This window comes from Corallococcus exiguus (assembly GCF_009909105.1).
GTDB lineage: Bacteria > Myxococcota > Myxococcia > Myxococcales > Myxococcaceae > Corallococcus > Corallococcus exiguus.
This window is the reverse complement of the sequence record NZ_JAAAPK010000011.1, coordinates 40,629-66,313: the sequence shown is the minus strand read 5'-3', so window position 1 is coordinate 66,313 and position 25,685 is coordinate 40,629. Positions and strand designations below refer to the sequence as shown.

The following is a 25,685-nucleotide window of genomic DNA, read 5'->3' as shown; positions in this document are numbered from 1 at the left end:
AATCCCAGGAGCACCGAATAGACGTCTTCGCGTCTGTCCAACCCTTGTGTAGGTTGGAACCTCACCCCGGTCAGGGTGACGGCTGCGCGGTCCCGGCGGCGAGCGTGACGTACAGGCGGCCCAGCTCGGTCAGCTCACCCGAGGCGCCCAGCAGGTTGATGGAGGGGATTTCATTGTTGCGGCCGGAGAACCACGCGTAGCGCTCGATGGAGGGCTCCGTCTCCAGATAGCCAATGGCATCCACCATGTACTTCTTCTGCACGTCCACGGTGATTTCGTTGTGCGGCCGATCGCCGCACGCGAACTCCGTCAGCCAGAGCGGCTTGTTGTACTTCTTGAACTTCCCCACGTACCACTTGAGCGCGCTCAGGTCGCACGCGTACCAATGGATGGCAATGGCATCCACCTGACAGTTCGCGCAGGCCTTGAAGAAGGCATCCAGGTACACCACGGGGTCGGTGAAGGTGACGCCGTCCTCCGACACGCAGTCGCCGCAGTAGTTCACCGCCGGGGACACCAGCTTGAGTCCCTTGCGGCGGGCCACCTCCTCCAGCACGGGCCAGAGCGCCGCGGCCTGGCGGGGCGTCTTGTTCGCCTGCGACTTGAAGTTGGGCTCGTTGAATCCCAGCAGGACCTGCGCGCCCGCCGGAATCTCCGACTCCAGCTGGGCCACCGTGGGCGTGCCGCCCCAGGCCATGGGCACGAAGGAGACCTTCTCCGAGACGTAGACGCTGGCCGCGCCGCTCTCCGGCTTGGGCGACCAGTTGTACCACCAGCTCATCCCCGGGGAGAGCGCCTTCAGGTCCTCCGCCGAGTGATAGCCATACCCGAGGCCCCGCTTCGCGCTCTTCGTCACGCCGGGCGTTTGATCATCTGGCTTTGAGGGCTCCCCGGCCGCGGGGTCGCACGCCACGAGCGGCGACAGCAGGACGGCCAGGGACAGCGCGACGGGGATCCGGAGGGAGGGGCGCATGGCCAGGGACTCTACGCCCGGGCGTCGGGTGGGCGTCGAGCCCTGGCGTCACGCGGCCTTCACGTCACGGCGCCAGCCGGGGCCACGAGGCGGGGCTCGCCCACGTCGCGCCACCACGGCGTCACACCCTCCACGCGCGAGGGCTCCAGGCTCCGGCCCAGGCCCGGCGTGAAGAGGCGCACCTGCTGCTCCGTGGCCAGCTTCACCAGCGTCTCCACGGGCTCGTCCCACGCGTGCAGCGCCAGGTTGAAGGTGCCCCAGTGCACCGGCATCAGCGTGCCGCCGCCCAGCATGGCGTGCGCCTTGAGCGCGTTCTCCGGGCCCAGGTGGATGCCGCCCCAACTCGGGTGGAACGCGCCCACCTCCAGCATCACCAGGTCGAAGGGGCCGCATCGCCGGCCAATCTCCTCGAACTCCGTGGTGAGGCCGGTGTCGCCGCTGAAGAACAGCCGATGCTTGTCCGTGGTGAGCACCCACGACGCCCACAGCGTCTTGTTGCGGTCGCCCAGGCCACGGCCGGAGAAGTGCTGGGAGGGCGTCGCGCGGAAGGCCGCCGGGCCCACGCGGTGCTCCTCCCACCAGTCCAGCTCGGTGATGAGTTCCGGCGCCACGCCGAAGGACTCCAGGTGGCGCCCCACGCCCAGCGCGGTGACGAAGGGCACCCGCCGCTGCGCCAGCGCCCGGATGGTGCTCCGGCACAGGTGGTCGAAGTGGTCGTGCGACACCAGCACCGCGTCCAGGTCCGGCAGCGCGTCCAGTGCAACAGGCGTGGCGTGGAAGCGCTTGGGGCCCGCGAAGGACACGGGCGAGACCCGCTCGCCGAAGACGGGGTCGGTCAGCACGCGCGCCCCATCCACCTCCAGCAGCATCGTGCTGTGGCCCAGCCAGGTGACGCGCAGGCCGGTGTCCGGCGCGCGGGTCCAGGCGCCGCGCGGATCATCCACCGGCAGCGGCGCGGGCGGCGTGCGCTGCGCGCCTCCGAAGAAGTATTCGCCCAGCAGGGGCAGCGCGTTCCCCTGGAGGCCGGCCCCCACGGGGGCGGTGTTGCGGAAGCCGTGACCCTCGAACTGACGGGAGGCCCGGCTGCGTTCGAGGCGGAGTCCCGCGCTGCGCGCGCTGTCGCTGACGGTGGGCATGAGAAGGTGTCTAACACCCACGCATCCGCCGGGCACGGCCACCCGCCTGGAGACCAGGCGGGGAGGCCCCATGCGCCTACTGTGCGTCTTCCGGCGCCACGCAGGCGTTGCTGAGCTGGGTGGACCAGAGCTGCGCGTTCAGCGTGTCGTCGTAGGCGCTGAAGTAGACGCGGCTGCCCAGGCGGAAGAACTCGCGCGGATAGGAGGAGCCTCCCTGGGCCGGAGCGGCGATGTCCTTGAGGCGGCGCGTCCCGGCCACCGTGCCGTTGCTCACCCAGGGTTCGATGCCGTCGGTGACCTGATAGGCGCTGAAGAAGACCAGGTTGTCCGCCGCCGCGTACACCGGCGAGCTGTACTCGTCCGACAGGCTGAGCGGCCGGCGCAGCAGCGTGGTGCCCCCGGCGGTGCCGTTCGTCACCCACAGCTGCGTGTCGCGCGGCGCGGGGCCGTTGCTGCCAATGGCCACGGCGAAGTACAGCTTCTTGCCCCCCGGCACCTGGCTCACGGCATCGATGTATGGGAACGCCTCGCCCTGCGACGCGTAGTCATTGGGCAGGGTGACCACGGGCTCCGGGTTCCCGCCGGTGAGGGGCACCCGGTAGATGACCATGTACTGGGTGCTGTAGGACGTCGTCGTGACGTACGCATACGTGCCCAGCGCGCCCAGCACTCGCATCCCACGCGTGGAGCCGAAGGACGCCAGCCGCACCGTGCCGCCCGCCGTGCCGTCCGTCTTCCACAGCTCCTGCAGGCCGCTCGGCTCATCCAGCTTGAAGAGGGTTTGCGCGCCGGTGGGGCGCACGTCGTTCGGGTAGGTGTCGGGGCCCGCGTCCAGCCGCTTCAGCTGGAAGGTGCCCGCGGAGGTGCCGTCCGTCCGCCACAGGGAGGTGGCGCCCTGGAGCTCGCGCACGAAGAACTGCAGCGCGTTGCCCTGCTTCGCGTCCAGGTAGCTCACGTCCACGCCGGTCCCGAAGTCGCGCACGCGCACCGTGCCCGCGTCGGTGCCGTCCGACCTCCACAGCTCATAGCGCGTGGCGGACGCCGTGGCGTCGTACGTCTCCTTGAAGAAGACCAGCGTGGAGCCGGCCGCCGTCAGGTGCGTCAGGTACGAGTCCTCCACGCCCGGCGTCAGGTCCTTCACCATCCGGGTGCCGGCCGTCGTCCCGTTGCTCACCCACAGCTCGGCGCCGTGCGTCGCGTCCGGCGCCTGGAAGAAGAGCTGCGCCGGGGTGGCGGTGAGCTGCGACAACAGCGGCGTCCAGGTGCCCGCCGTCGCCGGGAAGCCCTTCACCTCCGTGGTGCCCGCGTCCGTGCCGGTGCTCCGCCACAGGCCGCGGCGGCCATCCTCGTCGTTCACCGCGAAGTGCAGCGTCCCCTGGAAGTCCACGAAGCTGCCCGGCCCCATCGCGAAGCGCGGGATGCCCAGCTCCGAGGGAGGCAGGATGCGTTTCACCCGCTGGGTGCCCGCGGCGGTGGGAAGGCAGAGGCCCTCGGCTGTCACCTCTGGGGCCGAGGTGGGTTCCTGTGCGAGTTCCGCCTCCGTCAGTTCCTCGGGAAGCGCCCCGCCGCAGCCCACCCCCACCACCAGCAAGGACATCACCCACCCGCCACGCCAACCCATGCCACACCCCTTCAATAAGGCCTGGGAGGGAGGGTGTGTCGCGCAAGGGGTTGCGCCAAGTGCCCCCGGGTCGTGACGTGCTCGCTTGCCTGGACCGACGCGGTGTACGGCGGGGCCACGCACGGCGCGGTCGGTATACTGCGCGGCCTCATGAAGACGGACACGTTGAAGGCGCAGCTCAAGCGCACGTTGCGGCGCGACCTGTGGATCGCCGTCGCTCCCGCGACGCTGCTCATCGCGGTGGCGTTCGCGGTGACGTTCTATTTCGTCAAGCCCGCGCCGCCCAAGACCCTGGTGATGGCGTTGGCGCCGGAAGAGGGCGGCTTCAACTACATGGCGAAGCGCTACCAGAAATTCCTCGCGCAGCACGGGGTGACGCTGGAGCTGCGCAACACGAAGGGCTCCGTGGGCAGCGTGGCGCTGCTCAGCGCGGAGGACAGCGGGGTGGACATCGCCTTCGCGCAGAGCGGCACCACCGGTGGCAAGGGCCAGGAGGTGCCGGAGCACGTGGCGTCGCTGGGGAGCCTCTCCTACGTGCCGCTGTGGGTCTTCTACCGGGGCGAGCCCGTGGACGACGTGCGCGGCCTTCAGGGCAAGCGCATCGCGGTGGGGCCCGAGGAGAGCGGCACGCGCGCGCTGGCGATGACGCTGCTCCAGGCGAACAAGGTGGACACGGCGCCCACGGAGTTGCTGCCGTTGGACCGGGACGCGGCCATCGACGCGCTGACGCAGGGCAAGGTGGACGCGGTGTTCCTGGTGTCGATGGCGGAGTCGCCGCGCATCCAGAAACTGGCCGCGGTGAAGGACGTGCGCCTCTTGAGCTTCAATCGCGCGGAGGCGTACACGCGCCGCTATCCGTACCTGTCACGCCACGTGCTGCCGCGGGGCGTGTTCGACTTCGCCAAGGACGTGCCGGACCAGGACGTGGTGCTGCTTTCTCCCAATGCGCTGCTGCTGGCGAAGGACACGCTGCACCCGGCGCTCGCATACTTGCTGATGCGCGCGGCCAGTGAGATCCACGGCTCGGCGGGCATCCTGGACAAGACGGGCGAGTTCCCCGCGCCGCTCGCGGCGGGCTTCGCGCTGAGCAGCGAGGCGAAGCGCTACTACGCGTCGGGCGTTCCGCTGCTGCAGCGCTACCTGCCCTTCTGGGCGGCGAACCTGGTGGACCGGCTGTGGGTGATGCTGGTGCCCATCATCGCGGTGGTGGTGCCGCTGGGGCGCGCGGTGCCCGCGGTGTTCCTGTGGCGGGTCCGCTCGCGCATCCACCGGTGGTACGCGCGGCTGAAGGAGATTGAAATCCAGCTGGAGGAGGACCCGGACCAGGAGATGCTCCAGGCCATGCTCAAGCGGTTGGAGGAAGCCGAGCGCGAGGTGAATCGCATCGCGGTGCCCATCGCCTACGCGGAGAACCTGTACTTCTTCCGCGAGCACGTGGACGTCGTGCGCCGCCGGCTCACCCGCAGACTCGCGGGCGCGCCCGAGCACAAGGACGGGCACCCATTGCAGATGCCGGCGTGACGTGAAGAGCGGTGCGTGGCGGCCCGGGCCTGGGGCCGCCCGTGAGAGGCTTCAGGGCGCGATGCCGAGCAGCTCGCGGATCTGCCGGGCCATGGCGATCTCCGACTCGTGCACGTGGCCGTCGCCGGCGATGAGCGTGTGGACGGCGTCGAGGACGGCCCTGGGGTCCTCGCGCAAGATGCCCAGGTTCGGCGGCGGGAGCGGATGGCCCTCCTGGAGGCAGCGGGTGAGGGCGCTGAGCTCCGTCAGGGGCACGCTGAAGCCGCGCGCGGTGTCGATGATGGAATCAATCTCCTCGCGGGTGACGCGGTCGTCGCTGGTGGCCACCTGGAGCAGGAGCTTGATGACCTCGATATGGAACTGGGCTTCAGGGGGCAGCGGGGCGGCCATGTGGGTTGCATCCTCCAGGATGTCCAGGCTGACCTGCCAGGGGGGGAGCCGTCCAGCCCGACGTCGCCGCCCCGTCAGGGGGCGGAAACGCGCCGCACGGCGATGCCTTTGCTCCCGAATGGGTGACGCAGGACTTCGCGGCAGGCGGCCGCTTCCGACAGAGCTGTCATACCACTTTGGAGGGATGGGCCCTGTTTCAGCCCTCGTAATACTTGATGGGTATTGCAAACGGGGGTTGTACCCATGGGCAAGGCGCGGAAGTTCCTGTCGCATGAGCAGGCGTTGGTCGCGGAGCTGAAGGAAGCGCTGGGCAACGCCCGGACGCTGGAGGACGTCTACGAGGCCCTCTCCCGGGCGCTCCTCTCGCTCTGTGAGGCGGACCACCTGGCGGTGGGTTGCGCGAATCCGGATGGGACTGCGGGGGTGCAGTGGAAGACGGACACCGTCCACCCCCTCCTCAAGGATTACGCGGAATGGGTGCAGGAGGACTTCGTCTTCCGCGCCACGGTGGCGCAGCCCAACCTGGTGCTCAGCGACGTCCAGATGCTGCGGGGGCAGCCGCTGGTGGAGACGGAGACCTTCCGGCGCAGCCAGGGCGCGGGGCTGAAGCTCAAGCGCGTGCTGGCGTCACTCCTCTTCACGGAGCAGGACCTGAAGGGCGGCGTCGCGATGTACCGGGAATCCTCCCGGCCCTTCACGCTCCGGGCGCAGTGGTTCCTTCAGCAGATCATCCCGTACATCTCCCGGGCGGTGGCGCGGCTCCAGGAGCTCTACGCCGTCCGCTTCGAGCGGGACCTGCTGAAGGCCATCGCGATGGGCGCGAACCCGGTGCTGGTGCTCAACAGCCTGGGGCGGAAGGTGGCGGACACGGGGCCGGCCATTCCGCTGCTGGAGCAGTGGTTCGCGCCCCACGAGCTCAGCGACGGGGTTCCCCGCGCCTGGGCGGAGCGGGTGAGGGCGCTGTCCCGCTTCGATGTCGCGGTGGATCCACGGCTGGAGTCCCTCACGCTGGAGCGCGGCGCGGACCGGCTGGACGTGACGTTCAGTCCCTCCGCCGTCAGCTGGGGGGGCCGCAACCTGTGGCAGGTGCGCATGCACGAGCGGGTCCACTGGCTGCGTCCGGACTGGAAGGAGAAGCTCACCGCCCAGGAGTCACGCGTGGCGGATTGTCTTCACGAGGGGCTGGCGAACAAGGAGATCTCCTCCCGGTTGGGGTGCTCCGTGGAGACGGTGAAGGTCCACATCAAGTCGCTGTTCGAGAAGACCGGCATCCACAGCCGCGGGGAGTTCGTCGCCAAGGGCCGCCGCGGGTAGGCGGCCAGCCTCAGGCGGAGCGCTTCCGCAAGACGCTGAGGGTTTCAAAGGAGATTTGTTGAGAGGAATGAGTCGTCGTTCGCCTCCAGGGCGATTTCCGGCGGCGCTTCCCCTCTGGCGCGGCCCGCCCACGTCTTCTCAAGACGTGAAAAGTTGAACAGGACAGCGTTCAGAGGGCGCGGGCGAAGAAGTCGCGCAGGTGGCGGGCGTAGCCTTCGGGGTCCTTCCGGGCGTACTCGCCGTGGGCTGCTTGGGGCACCAGCCACTGCTCGCGGGGCTTGCAGGCGGCGCGGTAGAGGCGGCCGTCCAGCTTCTGGGGGCCGTCCGGGTCGCTGCCGCCGTTGATGAGCAGCAGCGGCCGGCCTTCCAGGCGGCACATGCCGTCCACGGGCCGCACGGCGTCCACGTCGATGCCGGAACGGCGCAGCCCCCACAGCACCGCCCAGGTGCTCAGGCCGTAGTGGGAGCCCATGTCCCCCGCCAGGTCCGGGAACGCTCCCACCGCCGCCACCGCCTTCACCCGCGCGTCCTCCTGCGCCACCAGCAGGGCCGCCGTCCCGCCCATGGAAAATCCAAACAGGCCCACGCGCCCCGGGGTGACGTCCGGCCGGGCCCGCACGAAGGCCAGGGCCGCGCGCACGTCCTCGCGCTCGCTGTCGCCCCAGCCAATCGCGTCGCCTTCGCTTTCGCCCTGGCCGTGCAGGTCGAAGAGCAGGACGCCGTGCCCCGCCTCCGACAGCACCCGGGCTTCGAAGAGGAGCCGCGTGCGGTTGTCCGCGAAGCCGTGCACCAGCACCACCGCCGTCCCGTCGCGCGATGGGACATACCACCCCTGGAGCTTCCGCCCCGCGGCCTCGAAGGACACGTCCTCCAGGCCCGGCAGCGCGTCCGGGCCGGAGGGCCGCGTCACCGGGACGCGCGCCGGGTGCAACAGCGCCTGGGCCGTGCGAAGGCCTCGCGTCGCCGTGAAGCCGCCCGTACCCAGCGCGCCCAGGGCGAGCCCCAGCGCGGCGATGCGACCCCAGCGGACGCGGTACTGCTTCGTGGACACGGTCAGCTCCGGACGGGCCCGCTCCCGGCGCGCCAGCGCTCGACGAGGTTCGTCACGGCGGTCCCCCAGTCGGGATATTCGAAGGTGAATCCCGCGTCCAGCAGCCGGCCAGGCACCACGCGGCGGCTCTTGAGCAGCAGCTCCGTGTCCGTGCGCATGAAGAACGCGCCCACCTCCAGCATCCACTTCGCCGCCGGCAGCCCCACGCTCACGTGCGCCGCCTCGCGCAGCTTCGCCATCAGCTCTCGCTGGGGCAGGGGATTCGGCGCGGCCAGGTTCACCGGCCCGTCCAGGTCGTCGCGCTCCAGCAGCAGCTGCACCGCGCGCACGAAGTCCTGGCCGTGGATCCACGACACGTACTGCCGCCCACTGCCCGCGGGGCCGCCCAGCCCCCGGCGCGTCAGGCCCAGGAGCACGTCGAAGATGCCCTCCTTGTCCGGGCTCATCACCATCGCGGTGCGCAGCGCCACCTTGCGCGTGTGGGGCGTGTTGGCTTCCGCCAGCGTGCGCTCCCACGCCAGCGCGATGTCGATGCTGCGCTTCCAGTACGCGGGCACGCCCGGCTCGTTCCCGCCAATGAGCCCGGTGGCCTCGTCGTTGGGCGCGTCCATCCGGTGCGCGTACAGCGTCGCGGTGCTCATCTGCAGCCACACGCGCGGCGGCTTCGCGGCCTGCTGGATGGCCTGGCCCACCACCCGCGTGGAGTCCACCCGCGAGTCCATCATCTGGCGCAGGTTCTCCTCCGAGTAGCGGCAGTTCACGCTGCGTCCCGCCAGGTTGATGACCGCGTCGGCGCCATCCACCTCCTTCGCCCAATCACCCAGGGTGCGTCCGTCCCAGGACACCGTGCGCGCCTCGCCCCGGCCTCCCCGGCTGATGAGGACGACGTCATCCCCTCGCGCGATGAACGCCCGCGCCAGCAGGGCGCCCACCTGTCCCGTGCCACCCGGAATCACGACCTTCATGGACGAAACCCCCTCATGGATTGCGACACCCGGAGGCATAGCGCGCACCCCGTCCGGGCCGCCCGGCTCCCGGAAACGGTCCCCCGGGCCGTCCTGGTGCCGTCGATGAGCCCCGCTTTTCCCCGGCTCCGGAGCCCGGTGGTGGGGCATTTCCCGGGATGTCCTGGGTCGGGCGGAAGAAACCCACCGGCTCGGAGGGAAAATGCGATGCGTCACGCAACTGGGGGCACGTCCGGACGAAAATGGGTCATCCCCCACCTCGAATCTTGAGGGCCGTCATGATCATCCCGTCCCGCCCGCTCTCCGCGACCCGCCCCTCGACGAACTCCGCGTCGGCCACGACTTCCACGGCCCGTATCATCCCGAAGGCGTTCTCTTCGGTCTCCACGTTCGAGTCCGGAGCGTCGGCGAAGAAGGCCCCGACGACGCCCACGACGCCGGTTCCCGCGCCGCAGGTGCCGGTGGAGGACGTGCCGCCCAAGTCGGATCCGCGCTACGACGGGCTGAAGGACCAGGCGCTGATCAACGCCCTGCATGACGCGGTCAGCAAGCACAAGAACCTGGGCTACGACCAGGCGCGGAAGATCATCTTCACCACCCTGGACAACCACGACGGCGTCGTCGCGTGCGTCTACACGGGCAAGGAAGTGAAGACGAACAAGATTCCCAGCAGCAACGTGATGAACACCGAGCACACCTGGCCCCAGTCCAAGGGCGCCACGGGCGCGGCGAAGGCGGACCTGCACCACCTGTTCCCCACGGACAGCAAGGCCAACTCGGTCCGGGGCAACTACCCGTTCGGCACGGTGACGAAGGTGAAGTGGGAGGAGAACGGCGCCAAGTTCGGCACCGACGCGCAGGGCCGCACCGTCTTCGAGCCGCCGGACGCGCACAAGGGCAACGTGGCGCGCGCGCTGTTCTACTTCTCCACGGTATACAACAAGGACATCCCGCCGCAGGACGAGGCCGTGCTCAAGGAGTGGAACAAGCTGGACAAGGTGGACGCCGCGGAGATCGCGCGCAACGACGCCATCGAGACCTACCAGCAGAACCGCAACCCCTTCGTGGACGACGCGTCACTGGCAGACCGCATCGCGGACTTCTAGAGTCCGGGGCATGTCCCGTCCGCTCGCGCCCCTCTGGGCGCTCGTCCCTGGCCGCACCGGTGTCCCCCTGATGAAGGTGGGGGGCACGCCCGAGGCGCCGGGGCCCCTGGAGTGGCCCGCCTGCGCGATGTGTGGCGGACCGCAGCGCTTCCTCTTCCAGTTGCCGCACGTCGAAGGACGGCTGGACCTGGCGCCCCACGCGTCGGTCCACGTCTTCCAGTGCGAGAACCCCGACACGGTCTGTTTCCGGTGGGACCCGGAGGAGGGCGCCAACGCGGCGGTGCCGGTGAAGGCCGGCACGCCGTCCGTGAGCGCGCCGCCGGGGCCGGTGAAGCCGTACGCGGAATGGACGCTCGGCTTCGAGCCCGCCACCGAGGACACCGAGGCCCTGTCGGTGGACGTCAACGAGGCCACCGAGGAGCAGTTCGCCGCGCTGGACCGCGCCAAGGAGGAGGCGCCGGAGAGCAAGGTGGGCGGCGTGCCGGTGTGGCTCAACGGCGAGGGCACCCCGGAGTGCTGTGACGCGCCCATGCGCTTCGTCGCGCAGCTGACCGCGATGCCGTTCGGCCTGGACTTCGGCGACAACGGCCGTGGCTACCTCTTCCTCTGCACCCGCGAGGACTGCGTGCGTCCGTTCCGCTTCCTCACCCAGGGCGCCTGAGCGGCTTCAGGGCGCGGTCAGGTCCTTCAGCCGCTTCGCCATCATCGTGGTGGAGTCCTCCAGCCACTGGATGCACTGCTCGGGGTTCACGAGCATGCCGTACGCCACGGACTCGAGGAACACCGGTGGCACCCAGGCGATGAGGTAGTCCGCCGACTGGGTGTCGGACTCGGGGTCCTCGCGGAACATGCCGACCCAGGTGTCCCAGGGCGGCACGTTGTGCTCGTCGAAGAATCCCCGGGTCACCTGGTCGGATACGCCGTCGGAAAGGGTGTCATCCGGGAAGAACACGAGCAGCCGACCTCCCTGAAGACGTTCCCTTCCGCTCAGCGGCGGAGACAGCGGCGGGCTGCCACGCAGGGCGTGGTGCCGGCTGCTGATGATCCGATCCATCAGATTGAAGCGATCCGGATCCACCATCACCCGAGGCTGGAAGGCAGGCGTGCGCAGGCAGGTGGCTGGCGCGTCCAACGTCGCCCGGGGCGCGCACCAGCGGATCGCCTCATCCATCGCCGCAAGGAGGGAGTCCCAGCCCCACCTGCCGTCGGGCACCTCGTACAGCAGTCGTGAAGGGCCCGGCGCACGCGGAATGGAAGAGTTGGGGATGGGCGCGTGCGGGATGATCCTCACCGCTGCATCGCCTTGAGCAGCTTCTGGGCGTCCTCCGCGCTGAGCTTGCCGGCCTCCACCAGGTCCAGCACGCGGCGCATCTCCTCATCGGGGATGCCCTGGGACTGGGGCGGAGGGGGCGGTGCGGGCGGCCGAGGCCGGTGGTGCTGGGACCCCTGGCCCGCCCAGGGCGGCGCGCCCCACGAGTTCGCCCAGGCATGGGCCCACTGGTTCGCGTGGCGCTCGGCGCGGCGCTGCCAGCGCTCCGCCTGACGCTGCCAGCGCATCGAGTCCTCCTCCCAGGCTTCCGCGTCCTCGCCGCGTGAACGGCCCGAGTCGCGGATGCGCACCGAGCCCAGCTCCGTCTCCAGGAGGATCGTCGTCGCCGCCTGGGGGTTGGACGGGTAGCGCGTCTGCGCCGAGCCCAGCGACGTATGGGCCGAGATGTTCACATCCAGCCCGGGCACCAGGCGCAGCTCCACCGCGCCCACCTGCGTCCCGATGCGGTGCTCGCCCACGTCCAGCGCGTCCACGTCCAGCTTCACCGCGCCCGCGGCGGCGTGGACGTGGAGGGTGCCGCCCACGCGCTCGCCGATGATGCGGCCCGCGCCCGTGCGCAGGGTCAGCTTGCCGTGCACGTCGCGCAGGCTCGCCGTGCCCGCGTCGGTGTTCAGCTCCAGCTCGCAGTCCTTCAGGCCGGAGATGCGCACCGCGCCCGCGTCCAGCAGGAGCTTCGCGCGCACGTCGGGCGGCACGAACAGCTCCGCCTGTCCGCCGTGGCGCCAGAACAGTGACAGGAAGCCCGCCTCGCGCGGCAGCAGCTCCACCTTCGTCACCCGGCCGTGCTCCTGGATGCGCGTCTCCACCCGGCCGTGCGTCACCAGGTAGGGCTTCTCTCCCTCCGGCAGCGGCGACACGACGAGCGTGGCGGCGGGCGCGTGCAGCACCAGCTCCGCGTGCTGTCCCCACGGAATCGCGTGGCGCTGGGTGCCGTCGCGCGAGGAAGACGAGGCGTCGGAGGACGGCGTGGCTTCAGGGTCCATCATGGGTGGTTACTCCCGTGCCTTCTTGAGACGTTGAGCGGCCTCGTCCGCGTCGATGAGCCCGGCCGCGAGGTCATCGAGAATCTGCGCCCGGCGCGGAGAGCCGCGCTCCCGGGGCGGAGGTGGCGGTGGAGGAGGCGCGGGAGGCGGCGGGCCTCCGGGCGTCTGGCCCAGGGCCTCCACCACGTCGTCCAGCCGCGCCACCACCGTCGGATAGGAGAGGCCCAGCGCCTGCTCCACGTCCTTGATCTTCCCCCGGCACGCGATGAACACGCGCACGAACGCGAGCTGCTCCGGCGACAGCTGCTGCACCCAGCCGGTCGTGAAGCGTCCCTCCACCGCGGACGCGCACCCGTCGCAGCGAACCCGTTCGATGACGGTGCCGCCTCCACAGAAGGGGCAGCGGGTGGGCACGGGCCAGGTGGACTTGGAGGTTGTCATGGTGGGTTATTCAGAAAATCAATTTAGAGATTGAGAATATTGATTTCTACGGCGCTGACAAGGGCTGGAGTTCATTTCCAGGAAAGACGGACACTTCCGAGCCGGCGGCCACGAAGGCGGAGTGGGGCGTGCCCCGGAGGCATTCGGAGAAGGCGGGGCCGTAGAAGCGGGCCACGTCGCAGTCGAAGGAGGTCTCCTGGGCGCGCCAGACGCTCCATCGGGGATGTTCCACGCGGTACTCGGCGCAGCCGCCGTCGCGCTGGGCGGTGTAGCCCCAGTAGTGCTCGGTGATGAACTCCTCCTGGGAGCCGGGGGCGCTCTCGGACGGCGTGCCGAGCGTCCGGGCCGACAGCTGGTGCCAGCGGCCGTGGGACTTCCAGGCGTACTCGACGTGGCCGGGCGCGCCGGTGTCCGCGCCGTCCATGTTCACGGCGTGGCGCATGGGGTGCGCGACGTAGGGCTCGTTGTAGAGGACGCGCGCCACGGTGGCGATGGCGAGCCGGGGCACGATTTCGCGCACGAACACCACGCCGCGCCGCCAGCCTTCGGGGCCCAGGCGGCGCACGTAGAAGCGCAGGTTCACCTCATCGAAGTCCCGGTGGAACGGCACCACGAGTCCCCGCACGCGCGTGTCGAGGAAGCGGAAGCCGACCATGCTCGCGAACGTGCGGCCCTGCCACGCGTCGAGCTCCGTGCCACGGGGGACGAGGGGCCGCAGCACCGCCGGATCCACCTCGTAGTTGAGCATCAGCAGGTACCGCCACGTCGCCGTCAGGAAGGGGCGCATGCGCGAGGTCTAGCGCGCACGCGACGCCCGGGCCCAGGCCCGCCCCCTTGCGCGGCTTCTGTCGCGCAGAAGCGCGGGCAGCCTTCAGGGAACGGCGGGCCGCGCCTGGGGCTTCCGGGAGGTGAGCTCCCGCTCCAGCCGCTCCCGCCACTTCAGCGCGGGCCGCTCCACGCCATGGTGCAGCGCGAGCGAGGCGAGCAGCACCGCCACGGCGCCGCCCAACAACGTGACGACGTGGAACGCGTCCATTCCATGGGGCGCCAGCGCGTCCCGCACGCCATGCTGCACGGCCTTGTGCGTGAGGTAGACGGTGAAGCTCAGGACCGCGAAGGTCTTCACGCCCGGGATGCGGGCGCAGACGCGCGAAGCCGCGGGGCCCGCCAGCGCCAGCACCAGCGCCGCGAAGCCCAGCGCGGCCAGGGGGAACGACAGCAGGACATAGGGGAGGTAGCGGAAGTGCTCCTCGTTGATGAAGAGGACGCCGCCCAGACACGCGAGTCCCACGACGGCCATCCCCCGCGCGCGGGCGCCGCGAGTCCAGCGCTCCCAGGCCTGTGGCCGGAAGACGCGCAAGGCCGCGAGCAGCACGCCGCACGTCAACCCGTCGAGCCGCGCGTACGTCGGGTAGTAGAGCAGCATGTCGAAGTCGCGCCACCCCGGATCCTCGGGCCCGAGCGCGGAGAAGTGGTGCAGCCACAGCCCGCCGCGCAGGAGCATGCCTCCGCCCATCACGGCCACCGCGAGCGCGATGAGGGACGGCGCGCGAAGGCGTCCACGCAGCGCGAGCACGGTGAGAGGCAGCACCAGGTAGAAGTGCTCCTCCACGCACAGGGACCACGCGTGGGAGAAGCCGTTGATGCGCAGGCCGAAGTTCTGCGTGAAGGTGAGGAACCGCCACGCGGGCGTCACCAGGGGCCGCTCGCTCCAGGCTGGCACGAAGAGGTAGAGGCCCAGCACGACGAGGAAGGACGGAAGGATGCGCAGCGAGCGCCGCAGGTAGAAGCGCCTCAGTGACGGCGTCTCACCGCGCGACACCGGCTCCAGGAGCTGCGAGCCGATGAGGAAGCCGCTGAGCACGAAGAACAGCTCCACGCCCGTCCAGCCGAAGTTGGCGAACGCCTGGAAGGCCTCGTGACCCTGGGGGCGGGGGTAGTGGTAGACGACGACGACGAGGATGGCCAGGCCCCGGAGCAGGTCCAGGCCGGCTAGATGGCGCGGTTCGGTGGCGTTCAGCGGAGTCGGCTTTCAGCGGGGGGAGTGCACCCGATGCTAGCAAGGCGCGCCCAGGCCGCCAGTGACACGCCGCTCATCTCGTTCGGGGCGCGCCGGCCACGAGTTCGCGCAGGTCTTCCGCCCGGCTGCGCCCCAAGGCCCGACCGCCCAGGCGCCAGGCCCTCGGAAACGAATGCGCTCCATTGGGATGAGAAGGTGAGAACCCTTTAGAGGCGCCCCGTCAGAGGCGCACCGAAAAAACCTGTCCGACTGTCGGACAGGTTTTGGAGAACCGCCGCCGGGGGGCCTCCTCGTAGCCCGGGCCGCGGAAACTTGTCCGACAGTCGGACAGGTTTTGGGGCCGTGTCGGCCGGGAGCGTGGGCGCTCTCGGCTTCATGCTTCGGAGGGCGCCCGGCCCCCTGGGGGCAGGGCGTCTGGGAATCCAGGTCCTCCACCCTTGCTCGCAAGCGCGCCGGCACGCGTGCCAGGACCCGGAACTCCCGTGCGGAACGCTCGGTGTGCGCGTCTTCGCTCGTCGAGGAGGTCGATCAGCGTGACGGGCATGCGTGCCTCAATAGCTGCCGCCAATCATCAGCAGGCCCGAGTAGCGGCCGTCCCCCGCGCCAATGTCCTGCGAGGGCGCGAAGTTTTGCCCGAAGAGGAAGCTGTAGCTGCCTCGCACCTCGGCGGTGAGCTGGGGGTTGATCTTGAAGCGCACGCCCGCGCCCACGGGTGCGTAGCCCCCGGTGTCGTCGAAGAACCGGAAGAAGCTGCCCTCGCGCACCGAGTAGCGCTCGACGCCGATGCCCCCGAGCACATAGGGCTGCAGCCGGGTGGGGGTGAAGCCAACCGTGAGCGCCGCTTGCGCTCCGTTTCGCACGAGGTCCGGCGTGCCGAAGAAGTCGGCGCTGTCCGCGACGGACAGGCTGCTCACGCCGCCGCTGTAGCCCAGCTCCAGGCCCACGTAGTCATTGGCGCGGTAGCCTACGACGACGCCATACGACGGCCCTGGATCCAGGTTGGGCGCGAGCTTGCCCGTGTAGCCCTCCACGCCCAATCCGAGGAGGAAGTAGGGGCCCTGCCAATCCACCCGTCCCATCCGCGTGGGCGCGTCCGACGGTGGGTCCTGGGCTCTGGCGGCGCCACCCGTCAATCCTGCCAGGCAGAGCCCCAACGCGATGCTTCGCCTCATGACCGCTCCCTTCATGTGTCGCGTGCGCAGCCAGAAGGTGACCTTGGGGGGAGGGGCGAACAACGAACGGACAGGCGGTACCCCGGAGGCCCACGGTCCCCCGGAGGGTGGGGGAGGCGACGCACGAAGCCAGTCCACTGCCTGGCTCCCCGCCCATCCTCTGTGATTCCCCGCGAGCGGCTTCCACCTTGAGCCGTACCCGGATGCCCTCGGTACCTCCTCCTCGCGTCCGGGACGGGAGCACACCGCCATGAATGACGCCGCCCACCCCCAGTCCGTCGTGGGGTCCACCCCTTCTGTCCTCCAGGCCCGCGCCAGGCGCGTCCTCGCGCATTTGGAGGCGGTGCTGCCGGGCGTGGACGCGCTCTATCGAGACCTGCACGAACACCCGGAGCTGTCCGGCCAGGAAGCGCGCACGGCCGCCCAGGTGGCGCGCCGGTTGGAGGCGGAGGGCTACGCGGTGAGCCGGGACGTGGGCGGCCACGGCGTGGTGGGCCTGCTGCGCAACGGCGACGGGCCCACGGTGCTCCTGCGCGGGGACATGGATGCGCTGCCCGTGGAGGAGAAGACGGGGCTGCCCTACGCGAGCCGCGTGCGGACGGAGGACGGCGAGCCGGTGATGCACGCGTGCGGCCATGACGTCCACACCGCGTGCCTGGTGGGCACGGCGGCGGTGCTGGCGCGCTCGCGCGATGCGTGGCGCGGCACGGTGATGGTGGTGGGGCAGCCGGCGGAGGAGACCTTCCAGGGCGCGAAGGCGATGCTGGATGACGGGCTCTACTCGCGCTTCGGCACGCCGGACGCGGTGCTGGGCCAGCACACGGCGCCGCTGCCGGTGGGCACCTTCATGCACCGCGAGGGCGTGACGATGATGGGCTCCGCGCACGTGCGCCTGCGCCTCTTCGGCCGGGGAGCGCATGGCGCGCAGCCGGAGCTGTCCGTGGATCCCGTGGTGCTGGGGGCCAGCGTGGTGATGCGCCTGCAGACCATCGTGTCGCGCGCGCTGTCGCCGCTGGAAGCCGCGGTGGTGACGGTAGGGGCCTTCCAGGCGGGGACTCGCGCCAACGTGATTCCGGACGAAGCCCTGCTGGAGCTGACAGTGCGCACGGAGGATGCCGCGGTGCAGGAGCGGGTTCTCGCGGCCATCGAGCGCATCGCGAAGGGCGAGGCCGCGGCGTCGGGCGCGCCGAGGGCTCCCCAGGTGGAGGTCCTGAACCGCGGGCCGGTGAACCGCAACGACCCGGAGCTCATGCGCCGAGTCCGGGACGCGCACGCGGAATGGTTCGGGCGCGACGCACTGGTTCCGGGGGTGCTCGCCACCGCGAGCGAGGACTTCCCCTTCTTCGCCCAGGGGCCGGAACATCCCGTGCCCACCGCGTACTGGTTCATGGGCATCACGCCGCGAAAGGCCTGGGAGGAGGCACCGGGCGCGACGCCGCAGGAGAAGATGGCGCACGTGCCAGGGCCGCACTCCAGCGGTTATGCCCCGGACCGCAAGGGCTCGCTGCGCGGCGGCTGCGAGTCACTCACCGTGGCGGCGCTGGCCTGCCTGCACGCGGGCGATGCGTCCGTGAACCCCTGAGAGCGGCCCCGGCCTGGAACGGGGTCGCTGGCCCGGCTGGCTCCCCGTCGCTTGCCCCCGCCGCGAGTGCCTCCAACTTGAGAGGCGGACGACACTTCTAAAGGACATCCCGATGAAGCTTCCGCTCATGGCCTCGATGACCGCGCTCCTGCTGGGCGGCTGTGCCACGCAGACCGCGTCCGTTCCACAGGAGTCCCCGTCCGAGGCATTCGCCAGCGACGAGATGTCCTGGGACTCGGAGGAGTCGCCTCGCACGCAGGAGATGCTGCGCGAGCATGACCTGAACTTCTACGGAACCGTGGGCGCCGAGGCCCAGGCCAACGCGGAAGCCACCGGAGGCACGGGCATCGAGAAGTCCTCGAAGCCGGAGGACTTCAAATGCGTGGACGCCAACGAGGTGGGCACGGGTGGCTCAGGCGGCATCGACATGCGCGGCGTGGACAACCTGGCCCCGGAAGTCGTGCCGTCGCAGAACCCCGGCGCGCGGTTGGACATCATCCCGGAGGCCTGGCACCGCAACAAGGGCATCGGCACGAGCCCCGTGGCGCCGTCCACCGGCACGCCTCCCGCGGAGGGCAGCGGCGGCGCCGGCCACTAGGCTCTGTCCTCTTCAGCCCTGCTGCTTCACCAGCCGGGTCAGTTCGCGGTCCAGCGTGGCCGCGAACTGCTGGCGGTCCTGCGGTGAGAAACCCCCGGGGCCGCCCGTGTTCACGCCGCTGTCGCGCAGCTCCTGCATGAAGTTCCGCATCGACAGCCGCTCGTCGATGGTCTCCGGCGTGAAGAGTTCTCCTCGCGGATCCATCACCACGACGCCCTTGGGGACGAGCAGCGCGGCCAGCGGGATGTCCTGCGTGACGGCCAGGTCCCCGGCCTCCGCGGACGTGGCGATGTGCCGGTCCGCCACGTCCAGCCCCGCACCCACCTGCACGGTGGACACGTACGCCAGACGCGGCAGCGCCAGCGGCTTGTTCGCCACGAAGACGATGGGCACCTTCACGCGCTGCACGGCGCGCAGCAGGATGTCCCGCACGGGCCCCGGACACGCATCGGCATCGACCCAGATTTTCATGCGGGCCATCCTCGCTGATTGTCCCGCCCGGGTCAGGCGCGTTGACGCGTCATCCCCCTGGCTGACACGTCGCGGACGCAACCCTTGACGCGTCCAGCGGCCACCGCGCCTCGCGAACCCCACAGGCAGTCATTCGCCGCTTGCTGGTACGCCGGGTGCAGTGGGGCGGGCATGCCTCAATTCCTGGAGGTCGAGCGTCGGCCGCTGGCACACGCGGACGGGACGGCCTGAGCCTTGGACACCCTCCGGTATGACGTCGCCGTGTTGGGCGGCGGTCCCGCGGGCGCGGCGCTGGCGCTGGCCTTGTGCAGGCATTCGGGCCTGCGCGTCGTCCTGTTCGAGCGTTCCACCTACGCGCATTCCCACCTGGGCGAGACACTGCCTCCGGACAGCCGGCGGCTGCTGGCGCGGTTGGGCGTCTGGGAGGCCTTCGCGCGCCAGGGCCACTTGCGCTCCATGGGCTCGTGCTCGCGCTGGGGAGACTCCGCGCTGGGCGACAATGATCACCTGCGCTCGCCGTGGGGCACGGGTTGGCACCTGGACCGCTCCCGGTTCGACCGGATGCTCGCGGACGAGGCCCTGCGCTTCGGCGTCGACGTGCGCATCGGCTCGGCGGTGACGGACTGGACGCCCCTGGAGACCGGCGGCCACCGCCTCTTCGTTCCCACGGAGGGCGATGCGCCCCGCGACTTCGTGGACGCGCGCTTCGTCGTGGACGCCACGGGCCGGAGCGCCGTCTTCGCCACGTCGCAGGGGGCCCGACGTCACACGGTGGACCGCACCTCCGGCCTGTGCGGCACGTTCGCGCTCCAGCCCGGCCGCGCCGTGGACGCGCTCACGCTGGTGGAGTCGTGCGAGGACGGCTGGTGGTACTCCGCGCGGATGCCCGGCGACCAGGTCGTCTTCGGGCTGATGGGCGACAAGGATTCGCTCCAGGGGTTGATGCCGGAGGATGCCGAGGCATGGCGTGCGCGGATGGAGCGCGCGCCCGAGACGCGCCGCCGCCTGGAGGCATGTGTCTTCACCGGCGAACCCCTGCGCGCGGTGTCCGCGAACGTCGCCTGCCTGGACCGGCTGCACGGCGAGGACTGGCTTGCGGTGGGCGACGCCGCGTGCATGTTGGATCCGCTGTCCTCGCAGGGCACGTCCCACGCCCTGCGCACCGCGAATCAGGCCGCCGACGTGGTGAGCCGGTACCTCCGGGGTGACTCCGCCGCGCTGCGCCTCCACGAGGTGCGAACGCGGCACGAGTTCCAGGAACACCTGCGCATCCGCGAGGGCTACTATCGCCTGGAGCGCCGCTGGCCCGGAGCGCCGTACTGGCGCAACCGCCAGCAATCCTGCGCCCCCGTCCTTTCGTCGCCGCCCTGAGCCCCCTCCCCGTTGCAAGGAGAGGCTGAGTGACGTCAGTCCGCGCGCTCCGGGCGGGGATTCGCTAGAAGCGGCGTCATGCTTCCGGCGTCCTCTCCGTCCTCTCGCGACTTCGCGGCCTCGGCCCTCGCGGCCTGGCTGCTGTGTCTGGGTTTGTTCGCGGTCTACACCGCGAGCCAGGTGCAGATGCAGACGGACTCGCTGTGGTCCATCCCCTCCGCGGCCAGCATCCTCCACGAGGGCAACGCCGACCTGGACGAGTACGCGCCGTCGTTCACCCCGGCGACCGCGTACGCGCGAGGCATCTACGGCGGCCGCACCTATTACGAGTATCCGCCCGGGGTGATGGTCGCCGCGCTCCCGTTCCTGGCGGCCGCGGAGGGGCTGTTCTCGCTGGGCCGGCCGGTGCTTGCGCACCTGGGGACTCCTGGCGCGGATGCGCTGGCGTGGCTGGAGTTGTTCCGGAGCACCGGTAAGGTGGACCTGGGCTCCTTCCACCGCACCGAACAGCTCATCGGTTCGTTCTACGTGTGCGCCGCCGCGGGCGTGCTGCTCGTCGCGCTGCGAAGGCGCGTGTCCGCTCGCGCCGCGCTCGTCACCGTCCTGCTCTTCGGGCTGGGGACGACGGCGTACTCCACCGCCAGCCGCGTCCTCTGGCAGCACGGCCCCGGGCTGCTCGCCATTGCCTGTGTCGTGCTGCTGCTGGCGAGGCCCGCGCAGACGCGGCGCACCGCGTTCCTCGCGGGGCTCGCGGTAGCGCTCGCGTATGTGTGCCGGCCCACGCACTCCATCTCCGTGGTCGTCGTCACCGCGTACTTCGTCCTGCGCTTCCGCCGGCTGCTGCCCGCGTACTTCGCGGGCGCGGCGCTCGTGGCGCTGCCGTTCTGCGGGTACAACCTCCACCTCTACGGCTCGATCCTGTCGCCGTACTACACGCATCCGCTGGACGTGATGGGGTCGCGCTTCGTGATGGCGCTGGCCGCGAACCTGGTGAGCCCGTCGCGCGGGCTGCTCCTCTATTCGCCGTTCCTGGTGCTCGCCGGGGTGGGGTTCGTCCAGCGGTGGCGGAGCAGGGAGTTGACGCCCTCCGAGAAGGCCTTCGCCGTCATCGTGTTCCTGCACTGGGTGGCCATCTCCGCGTTCCCCATCTGGTGGGCGGGGCACTCCGTGGGGCCGCGGTTCTTCACGGACGTGCTGCCCTATCTCGTCGTCTTCCTCGCGTATCCCGTGCAGCTCGCGGTGGATGCGCCCCGCCAGCATCGCGTTCTCGCGGGCGTGCTCGCCGCGACGGCCGCGTTCAGCGTCGTCTTCCACTGGCGTGCCTCCACCTCTTACGACGTGCACGCGTGGAACTCCGTGCCGGTGGACGTGGACTTCGCGACGGAGCGCGTCTGGGACTGGAAGGATCCGCAGCTCCTGCGCGCCATTCCGGCCCGCTTCCGCGGCAACTCCCCGTAGGTCAGAGGCTCCGTCGCCTGCCTGCCTTCCAGCATGCGTCAGCGCCCGGACAGCCAAGGGCCTTGGCGTGCGCCGGGGACACCCTCAGCTTTCCACCGGACCTTTCTGTTCGAGGAGACGGTGACATGGCGAAGGCGATGAGCAAGCTGCCGCGCGCGCTGGGGTGGTTCAGCGTGGGCCTGGGCGTCACGGAGTTGTTGGGTGCGTGGAACCTGCTCCGGTTCTTCGGCATCTCGCGCGGCGACAGGTGGGTGCGGGCTTACGGCGCCCGGGAACTCGCCGCCGGTGCGGCCCTGCTGAGCCCCGCGAACAAGCGTCCGTGGCTGTGGGCGCGCGTGGCCGGTGACGCGCTCGACCTGGCCACCATGGGCAAGGGCCTGCGCGAGCCCGGCGTGCGCAAGGGCCGCCTGCTCGCCGCCACCGGCGCTGTCGCGGGCATCACGTTGCTGGACATCTACGCCGCCGCGAACGCGTAGGCCCAGGCGGGACGTGCGTTAGGCTTCCTCCCTCTTCAAAGGAAGGAAGCCCGTGCGTCCCGTTCTCCTGTCCCTGTTGCTCCTGCCCGCGCTCGTGGGTGCCGCCGCCCCCAAGGCCCAGGACCCCTTCGTGTTCACGGGCGTGGAGCGCATCGTCGCCGTGGCGGACGTGCACGGCGACGTGGACGCGCTGAAGGAAGTCTTGCGGCTCGCGGGCCTCATCGACGCGAAGGACCGCTGGATTGGCGGCAAGGCGCACCTGGTGCAGACCGGGGACCTGCCGGACCGGGGCGACCACACCCGCGACGCCTTCGAGCTGCTGATGCGCCTGGAGACCGAGGCGCGCAAGGCCGGCGGCCGCGTGCACCCGCTCCTGGGCAACCACGAGCTGATGAACATGCGCGGAGACCTGCGCTACGTCACGCCCGGCGAGTTCGCCTCCTTCGCGGACCAGTCCTCCGTCGCTGACGGCCCGGGAGAACCCAAGGGGCTGCACGGCCACGCCGCCGCCTACGCCGCGGACGGGCGCTACGGGAAGTGGCTGCGCTCGCACCCCGCCGTCATCCGCATCAACGACACGCTCTTCCTCCACGGCGGCCTGGCGCCCACCGTTCCCGGCACCACGTTGGAAGAGGTGAACCGCTGGGTGTGGCAGGACCTGACGCCGGGGCAGGCACCGGGCGGCGGCGTGGATCCGCAGGGCCCGGTGTGGTTTCGCGGCTACGCCATCGACGACGAGGCGAAGTGGGACGCGGGCCTCACCCAGGTGCTGGAGCGCTTCGGCGCCCGCCGCATCGTGATGGGCCACACGCCGTCCAAGGATGGCCGGCTCTCCGTCCGCTTCGGCGGCCGCGTCATCGTCATCGACACCGGCCTCAGCACCCACTACGGCCGCCACCTGGCCGCGCTGGAGCTTCGCGGCGACCGACTCACCGCGCTCTACCCGGAAGGCCGGGTGCCCCTGCTCCCCACACCGAAGGCCGCCGCGCCCGCCCCGCGCCCCGAGGCGAAGACGGGGACGAAGTAGACGGTCCTCCTCCAGACGCCTACCTGGAGCGTTCACTGGAAGTCTTTTGACTTTGATAGTCAGTATCAATATCGTCCGGCCCCATCAAACGCAGGGAGCCGCGATGCACGAGGGATGCGGGCCACAGGGAAGTGCCGGAGAGCTGCGCTGCATGTGCGGCAGCCTGCTGGCGCGACTGGTGCCGGGCGGCGTGGAGCTGAAGTGCCGCCGGTGTCACCGGACGCAGGTGGTTCCGCTGGAGCCGGGTTCGTCGGCGGAGCCACGGGGCGGCGGTGCCCCCCGAGGCAATGGCGGCTGAGACGCTTTGAAGGACCGGGCCTTTCGGTGAGGGGCTCGCGGCAGTGTGTTTCCTGCGGCCCGAGGCCCTTGAGCCCAGCGCCCGACAGGCTTCCCGTGAGCGGAGGCCCCCGGCTTTCGTGCCGGGAGGACGTGGGATGTCCGGGCGTTGGTGGCTGTGCGCGCTGCTGTGGAGTGCCGTGTCCGGCCTGGCCCGGGCGGAGGACGTGCCGTCCGAGAACGGAGGCGTGGCGCAGCCCGCGTCGCTGTCTGACGCGGAGCCCGCGCCGGAGACGCCGGGGCAGGAGTCCGCGCCGGAGACGCCGGGGCAGGAGTCCGCGCGGGAGACGCCGGGGCAGGAGTCCGCGCCCGCCGCGGAGGCCGCCACGTCAGCGGAGCCCGTGGCCGCGTCGCCGTCGGAGCCGGATGCCGCCTCCGTGTCCGCGGAGGCCGTGCCCGCATCGCCGTCGGAGCCGGATGCCGCCTCCGTGTCCGCGGAGGCCGTGCCCGCGAAGCCCGTTCAAGCGGTGGAGGCCACGCCTCCGGTGGAGGAGCCTCCCGCGCTCCAGACGGTGGTGACGAGCTCTCGCACGCAGGAGCGTCTGCGCGAGACGCCGGTGGCCACCGAGGTCATCACCCGTTCGGAGATTGTCGCCAGCGGCGCGCGAGACGCGTCGGAGCTGTTGAACGCGCGCCCGGGCTTCGTGGTGCAGCAGGGCTTCTCGGGCTCCGGGCTGTCCATGCAGGGCCTGGCTCCGGAGTACGTGCTGGTGCTGGTGGACGGCGAGCGCGTCACCGGCAAGGTGGACGGCAACATCGACCTGTCGCGCCTGTCGCTGGAGGACATCGAGCAGGTCGAAATCGTGAAGGGCCCCGGGTCCGTGCTGTACGGCAGCGACGCGGTGGCGGGCGTGGTGAACTTCATCACCCGCCGCGCGCAGCGCACCCTGGGCGCGGACCTGCGCGCCGCGTACGGCACGCTCGGGCGCCTGGACCTGGACGCCACTGGTGAGACGCGCGGCGACGCGTGGGGCCTGCGCATGAGCGCCGGACTCCAGCGGCGCGACGCCTACGACCTGGACACCACGGACATTGGCACCACGGGCAGCACGCTGAGTGGCTACGACCTGTCCGCGCGCGGTGACTGGCGCGGCTCGGAGACGATGTCGCTGGAGGGCACTGCTTCCTACTCGCACCGCATCCAGCGCGGCGTGGACCTGGGCGCCGCCGGCGCGGTGTTCGACCGGGCCACCCGCGACAACACCTTCGCCTCGCGCCTGTCTCCGTCCTGGCGGCTGGGGGAGAAGGTGAACCTGCGTGCGGACGTGTCCTACGGTCACTACGAGCGGCGCTACCTGCGCGACCAGCGCAACGCCTCCGCGCTGGACACCGTGGAGGACACGCGCGACCAGCAGGCCCGCGTGGGTGCGCAGATGGACGCGCGTCCCGGCGGCGGCCACGCGCTGGTGGTGGGCACCGAGTACCTGGGCGAATGGCTGCAGTCGGACCGGCTGGACGGCGGACGCGGCCGGCGCGGCCGTGGCTCCCTGTACGCGCAGGACAGCTGGACGCTGTGGGAGCGCAAGGGGCTGGTAGCGATGCGCGGCGGACGGGCGGATGTGGATTCGCAGTTCGGGCTCGCGCTCACGCCCCGCTTCGCGCTGAAGGTGGACCCCCTGTCGTGGCTCACCGTGCGCGGCAGCTACGGCTGGGGCTACCGCGCGCCCAGCTTCCAGGACCTGCTCATCGACTTCGAGAACCCCTCCGTGGGTTACACCGTGCGCGGCAACCCGGACCTGAAGCCGGAGCGCTCGCGCAGCTTCAGCTTCAACGTGGAGACGCGCCCCACGCGCGACTCCGTGGTGTGGGTGGGCGTGTTCCAGCACTCGCTGCGCGACATGATTTCCGCGTCGCTGCAGTCCGAGGGTGACTTCCTGCGCTACTCGTACATCAACATCGCCCGGGCGCGCGTGCGCGGTGGCGAGCTGGGCCTGCGCCAGACGCTGCCCGGCCGCATCCAGGTGGAGCTGGGCTACACGCTCACCGACGGCACCGACCAGGAGTTGGACCGCGCGCTGGAGGGGCAGGCGCGGCACCGGCTCACCGCGCAGGCCACGTGGCGCCACCGCGAGTGGGGCCTGGAGGCCAACCTGCGCGGCGCGCTCACTGGCGAGCGTCCTTTCTATCCCGATACCAACGGAGACGGTGTGGCGGATTCCTACCGTGCCAGCCCCACCGTCTCCCTGGATGCCCGAGTCGCCTGGCTGATGCCAGCGGGCGGGCTCCAGCTTTTCGTAGTGGGCAGCAACCTCACCGGTGCGGGCAATCCGACGGACCTGCCCATCCCACCCCGCACCCTCCAGGCCGGTGTCTCCACCCGGTTCTGATTCTTCACCCCTGCAC

At 70.7% G+C, this 25,685-nt stretch carries 25 protein-coding genes; 12 read left to right on the top strand and 13 right to left on the bottom strand.

What is annotated here, in order from left to right:
- Window positions 1–70 precede the first annotated feature (70 nt).
- From GTZ93_RS33120 to GTZ93_RS33110, 3 genes are all read right to left on the bottom strand, one after another.
- Complete coding sequence (locus GTZ93_RS33120; protein WP_139923595.1) at window positions 71–973, bottom strand: glycoside hydrolase family protein; 903 nt, start codon at window positions 971–973, stop codon at window positions 71–73.
- A 59-nt stretch (window positions 974–1,032) separates the two neighbouring features.
- Entirely contained in the window at window positions 1,033–2,109 is a 1,077-nt protein-coding gene (locus GTZ93_RS33115) for an MBL fold metallo-hydrolase (RefSeq protein WP_139923597.1), read from the bottom strand.
- Window positions 2,110–2,185: 76 nt separating this feature from the next.
- Window positions 2,186–3,730: an ELWxxDGT repeat protein gene (locus GTZ93_RS33110; protein WP_161663202.1), complete on the bottom strand. Its 1,545-nt coding sequence runs from the start codon at window positions 3,728–3,730 to the stop codon at window positions 2,186–2,188.
- A gap of 150 nt (window positions 3,731–3,880) precedes the next feature.
- On the opposite strand from GTZ93_RS33110, the gene GTZ93_RS33105 reads away from it, so the two are divergent.
- Window positions 3,881–5,251, top strand: coding sequence for a TAXI family TRAP transporter solute-binding subunit (locus tag GTZ93_RS33105; protein WP_139923504.1), 1,371 nt, complete (start codon window positions 3,881–3,883; stop codon window positions 5,249–5,251).
- A gap of 51 nt (window positions 5,252–5,302) precedes the next feature.
- On the opposite strand, the gene GTZ93_RS33100 is transcribed toward GTZ93_RS33105, so the two are convergent.
- Window positions 5,303–5,641, bottom strand: coding sequence for a TerB family tellurite resistance protein (locus tag GTZ93_RS33100; RefSeq protein ID WP_171809919.1), 339 nt, complete (start codon window positions 5,639–5,641; stop codon window positions 5,303–5,305).
- Between the two features lie 243 nt (window positions 5,642–5,884).
- On the opposite strand from GTZ93_RS33100, the gene GTZ93_RS33095 reads away from it, so the two are divergent.
- Window positions 5,885–6,955 (top strand): helix-turn-helix transcriptional regulator, encoded by a 1,071-nt coding sequence (locus GTZ93_RS33095; RefSeq protein WP_139923499.1) that lies wholly within the window; start codon window positions 5,885–5,887, stop codon window positions 6,953–6,955.
- A 169-nt stretch (window positions 6,956–7,124) separates the two neighbouring features.
- On the opposite strand, the gene GTZ93_RS33090 is transcribed toward GTZ93_RS33095, so the two are convergent.
- Window positions 7,125–8,006: an alpha/beta hydrolase gene (locus GTZ93_RS33090; RefSeq protein ID WP_139923501.1), complete on the bottom strand. Its 882-nt coding sequence runs from the start codon at window positions 8,004–8,006 to the stop codon at window positions 7,125–7,127.
- A 2-nt stretch (window positions 8,007–8,008) separates the two neighbouring features.
- The gene (locus GTZ93_RS33085) at window positions 8,009–8,971 is read right to left on the bottom strand and encodes a TIGR01777 family oxidoreductase (RefSeq protein WP_139923502.1); all 963 of its coding nucleotides are present in this window, start codon (window positions 8,969–8,971) and stop codon (window positions 8,009–8,011) included.
- Between the two features lie 278 nt (window positions 8,972–9,249).
- Here GTZ93_RS33085 and GTZ93_RS33080 point away from each other — a divergent pair, with 278 nt between their 5' ends.
- The gene (locus GTZ93_RS33080) at window positions 9,250–10,077 is read left to right on the top strand and encodes an endonuclease I family protein (RefSeq protein WP_161663201.1); all 828 of its coding nucleotides are present in this window, start codon (window positions 9,250–9,252) and stop codon (window positions 10,075–10,077) included.
- Between the two features lie 10 nt (window positions 10,078–10,087).
- A complete protein-coding gene (locus GTZ93_RS33075) occupies window positions 10,088–10,738 on the top strand; it encodes a hypothetical protein (protein ID WP_139923922.1) in 651 nt (216 codons plus the stop codon).
- A gap of 6 nt (window positions 10,739–10,744) precedes the next feature.
- On the opposite strand, the gene GTZ93_RS33070 is transcribed toward GTZ93_RS33075, so the two are convergent.
- The 6 genes from GTZ93_RS33070 to GTZ93_RS33045 all read right to left on the bottom strand — a co-directional run bounded on the left by GTZ93_RS33070 (window position 10,745) and on the right by GTZ93_RS33045 (window position 16,023).
- Entirely contained in the window at window positions 10,745–11,248 is a 504-nt protein-coding gene (locus tag GTZ93_RS33070) for a hypothetical protein (RefSeq protein ID WP_257979562.1), read from the bottom strand.
- Window positions 11,249–11,364: 116 nt separating this feature from the next.
- Window positions 11,365–12,393, bottom strand: a complete 1,029-nt coding sequence (locus GTZ93_RS33065) for an SHOCT-like domain-containing protein (protein WP_139923924.1) — start codon at window positions 12,391–12,393, stop codon at window positions 11,365–11,367.
- Between the two features lie 6 nt (window positions 12,394–12,399).
- Window positions 12,400–12,831, bottom strand: coding sequence for a DUF2089 domain-containing protein (locus GTZ93_RS33060; RefSeq protein ID WP_161663200.1), 432 nt, complete (start codon window positions 12,829–12,831; stop codon window positions 12,400–12,402).
- A 46-nt stretch (window positions 12,832–12,877) separates the two neighbouring features.
- A complete protein-coding gene (locus GTZ93_RS33055) occupies window positions 12,878–13,618 on the bottom strand; it encodes a YqjF family protein (protein WP_139921221.1) in 741 nt (246 codons plus the stop codon).
- 84 nt (window positions 13,619–13,702) lie between these two features.
- Window positions 13,703–14,812, bottom strand: coding sequence for an acyltransferase family protein (locus GTZ93_RS33050; protein ID WP_139921219.1), 1,110 nt, complete (start codon window positions 14,810–14,812; stop codon window positions 13,703–13,705).
- 590 nt (window positions 14,813–15,402) lie between these two features.
- A complete protein-coding gene (locus GTZ93_RS33045; protein WP_139921217.1) occupies window positions 15,403–16,023 on the bottom strand; it encodes an outer membrane beta-barrel protein in 621 nt (206 codons plus the stop codon).
- A gap of 250 nt (window positions 16,024–16,273) precedes the next feature.
- Here GTZ93_RS33045 and GTZ93_RS33040 point away from each other — a divergent pair, with 250 nt between their 5' ends.
- Complete coding sequence (locus GTZ93_RS33040) at window positions 16,274–17,605, top strand: amidohydrolase (RefSeq protein WP_139921215.1); 1,332 nt, start codon at window positions 16,274–16,276, stop codon at window positions 17,603–17,605.
- Between the two features lie 112 nt (window positions 17,606–17,717).
- On the top strand, window positions 17,718–18,203 hold the full coding sequence (locus tag GTZ93_RS33035; protein WP_121776807.1) for a hypothetical protein: 486 nt from the start codon (window positions 17,718–17,720) through the stop codon (window positions 18,201–18,203).
- 12 nt (window positions 18,204–18,215) lie between these two features.
- On the opposite strand, the gene GTZ93_RS33030 is transcribed toward GTZ93_RS33035, so the two are convergent.
- Entirely contained in the window at window positions 18,216–18,674 is a 459-nt protein-coding gene (locus tag GTZ93_RS33030; RefSeq protein ID WP_014394487.1) for a YaiI/YqxD family protein, read from the bottom strand.
- A 234-nt stretch (window positions 18,675–18,908) separates the two neighbouring features.
- Between GTZ93_RS33030 and GTZ93_RS33025 the strand changes: the two genes are divergently transcribed.
- From GTZ93_RS33025 to GTZ93_RS33000, 6 genes are all read left to right on the top strand, one after another.
- On the top strand, window positions 18,909–20,045 hold the full coding sequence (locus tag GTZ93_RS33025) for an NAD(P)/FAD-dependent oxidoreductase (protein ID WP_139921213.1): 1,137 nt from the start codon (window positions 18,909–18,911) through the stop codon (window positions 20,043–20,045).
- A 78-nt stretch (window positions 20,046–20,123) separates the two neighbouring features.
- Entirely contained in the window at window positions 20,124–21,503 is a 1,380-nt protein-coding gene (locus GTZ93_RS33020) for a hypothetical protein (RefSeq protein WP_139921211.1), read from the top strand.
- A 125-nt stretch (window positions 21,504–21,628) separates the two neighbouring features.
- Window positions 21,629–21,979, top strand: a complete 351-nt coding sequence (locus tag GTZ93_RS33015) for a hypothetical protein (protein WP_139921210.1) — start codon at window positions 21,629–21,631, stop codon at window positions 21,977–21,979.
- Between the two features lie 52 nt (window positions 21,980–22,031).
- On the top strand, window positions 22,032–23,006 hold the full coding sequence (locus tag GTZ93_RS33010) for a metallophosphoesterase (RefSeq protein ID WP_139921208.1): 975 nt from the start codon (window positions 22,032–22,034) through the stop codon (window positions 23,004–23,006).
- A 151-nt stretch (window positions 23,007–23,157) separates the two neighbouring features.
- The gene (locus GTZ93_RS33005; protein ID WP_233601300.1) at window positions 23,158–23,304 is read left to right on the top strand and encodes a hypothetical protein; all 147 of its coding nucleotides are present in this window, start codon (window positions 23,158–23,160) and stop codon (window positions 23,302–23,304) included.
- Between the two features lie 136 nt (window positions 23,305–23,440).
- Window positions 23,441–25,669 (top strand): TonB-dependent receptor plug domain-containing protein, encoded by a 2,229-nt coding sequence (locus GTZ93_RS33000; RefSeq protein WP_261778930.1) that lies wholly within the window; start codon window positions 23,441–23,443, stop codon window positions 25,667–25,669.
- Window positions 25,670–25,685 lie beyond the last annotated feature (16 nt).

Bases quoted from the DNA above. Each gene is read 5' to 3' on its own strand.
- GTZ93_RS33120 (WP_139923595.1), bottom strand. From the start codon at position 973: ATGCGCCCCTCCCTCCGGATCCCCGTCGCGCTGTCCCTGGCCGTCCTG.
- GTZ93_RS33115 (WP_139923597.1), bottom strand. From the start codon at position 2,109: ATGCCCACCGTCAGCGACAGCGCGCGCAGCGCGGGACTCCGCCTCGAA.
- GTZ93_RS33110 (WP_161663202.1), bottom strand. From the start codon at position 3,730: ATGGGTTGGCGTGGCGGGTGGGTGATGTCCTTGCTGGTGGTGGGGGTG.
- GTZ93_RS33105 (WP_139923504.1), top strand. From the start codon at position 3,881: ATGAAGACGGACACGTTGAAGGCGCAGCTCAAGCGCACGTTGCGGCGC.
- GTZ93_RS33100 (WP_171809919.1), bottom strand. From the start codon at position 5,641: ATGGCCGCCCCGCTGCCCCCTGAAGCCCAGTTCCATATCGAGGTCATC.
- GTZ93_RS33095 (WP_139923499.1), top strand. From the start codon at position 5,885: ATGGGCAAGGCGCGGAAGTTCCTGTCGCATGAGCAGGCGTTGGTCGCG.
- GTZ93_RS33085 (WP_139923502.1), bottom strand. From the start codon at position 8,971: ATGAAGGTCGTGATTCCGGGTGGCACGGGACAGGTGGGCGCCCTGCTG.
- GTZ93_RS33080 (WP_161663201.1), top strand. From the start codon at position 9,250: ATGATCATCCCGTCCCGCCCGCTCTCCGCGACCCGCCCCTCGACGAAC.
- GTZ93_RS33075 (WP_139923922.1), top strand. From the start codon at position 10,088: ATGTCCCGTCCGCTCGCGCCCCTCTGGGCGCTCGTCCCTGGCCGCACC.
- GTZ93_RS33070 (WP_257979562.1), bottom strand. From the start codon at position 11,248: ATGGATGAGGCGATCCGCTGGTGCGCGCCCCGGGCGACGTTGGACGCG.
- GTZ93_RS33065 (WP_139923924.1), bottom strand. From the start codon at position 12,393: ATGATGGACCCTGAAGCCACGCCGTCCTCCGACGCCTCGTCTTCCTCG.
- GTZ93_RS33060 (WP_161663200.1), bottom strand. From the start codon at position 12,831: ATGACAACCTCCAAGTCCACCTGGCCCGTGCCCACCCGCTGCCCCTTC.
- GTZ93_RS33055 (WP_139921221.1), bottom strand. From the start codon at position 13,618: ATGCGCCCCTTCCTGACGGCGACGTGGCGGTACCTGCTGATGCTCAAC.
- GTZ93_RS33045 (WP_139921217.1), bottom strand. From the start codon at position 16,023: ATGAGGCGAAGCATCGCGTTGGGGCTCTGCCTGGCAGGATTGACGGGT.
- GTZ93_RS33040 (WP_139921215.1), top strand. From the start codon at position 16,274: ATGAATGACGCCGCCCACCCCCAGTCCGTCGTGGGGTCCACCCCTTCT.
- GTZ93_RS33035 (WP_121776807.1), top strand. From the start codon at position 17,718: ATGAAGCTTCCGCTCATGGCCTCGATGACCGCGCTCCTGCTGGGCGGC.
- GTZ93_RS33030 (WP_014394487.1), bottom strand. From the start codon at position 18,674: ATGAAAATCTGGGTCGATGCCGATGCGTGTCCGGGGCCCGTGCGGGAC.
- GTZ93_RS33020 (WP_139921211.1), top strand. From the start codon at position 20,124: ATGCTTCCGGCGTCCTCTCCGTCCTCTCGCGACTTCGCGGCCTCGGCC.
- GTZ93_RS33015 (WP_139921210.1), top strand. From the start codon at position 21,629: ATGGCGAAGGCGATGAGCAAGCTGCCGCGCGCGCTGGGGTGGTTCAGC.
- GTZ93_RS33005 (WP_233601300.1), top strand. From the start codon at position 23,158: ATGTGCGGCAGCCTGCTGGCGCGACTGGTGCCGGGCGGCGTGGAGCTG.
- GTZ93_RS33000 (WP_261778930.1), top strand. From the start codon at position 23,441: ATGTCCGGGCGTTGGTGGCTGTGCGCGCTGCTGTGGAGTGCCGTGTCC.